Below are 319 nucleotides of genomic sequence, written 5' to 3'. Positions count from 1 at the left end.
GGCCGACCCGGCCCGCGCCCTCCACCTCGCCGCCCTCCAGGCCACCGCCCACCACCCCGCCGGGCTCACGGTGCGCGAGGAGGACCGCCACCGCCTCGACGTACTGCTCCCTCTCGCCGCCGCGCCCGCGCCCGAATCGGCGCGTCCCCAGGAGCAGGCCCAGGACCCCGCACGGACCGCGAAGCGCCTCGGCAGGGAGCTGGCGGCGGCTGTACGGGGCGCGGTCGCGCGGCCCCTCGTCGCGATCGGCCCCGTACGGGAGGACCTGGCCCGCGCCGTCGAGTCCCGCCGCGCCGCGCACCTCGTGCTGCGGGTCCTG

General features: G+C 80.3%; 1 pseudogene. It reads left to right on the top strand.

The features are described from left to right. A pseudogene (locus tag G3I42_RS25385) lies at positions 1-319 on the top strand (PucR family transcriptional regulator); the annotation flags it as partial.

Source organism: Streptomyces sp. SID11385 (assembly GCF_010548245.1).
Classification (GTDB): domain Bacteria; phylum Actinomycetota; class Actinomycetes; order Streptomycetales; family Streptomycetaceae; genus Streptomyces.
Note: the sequence above shows the minus strand (reverse complement) of the source record. Positions and strands in the feature narration are given on the sequence as shown.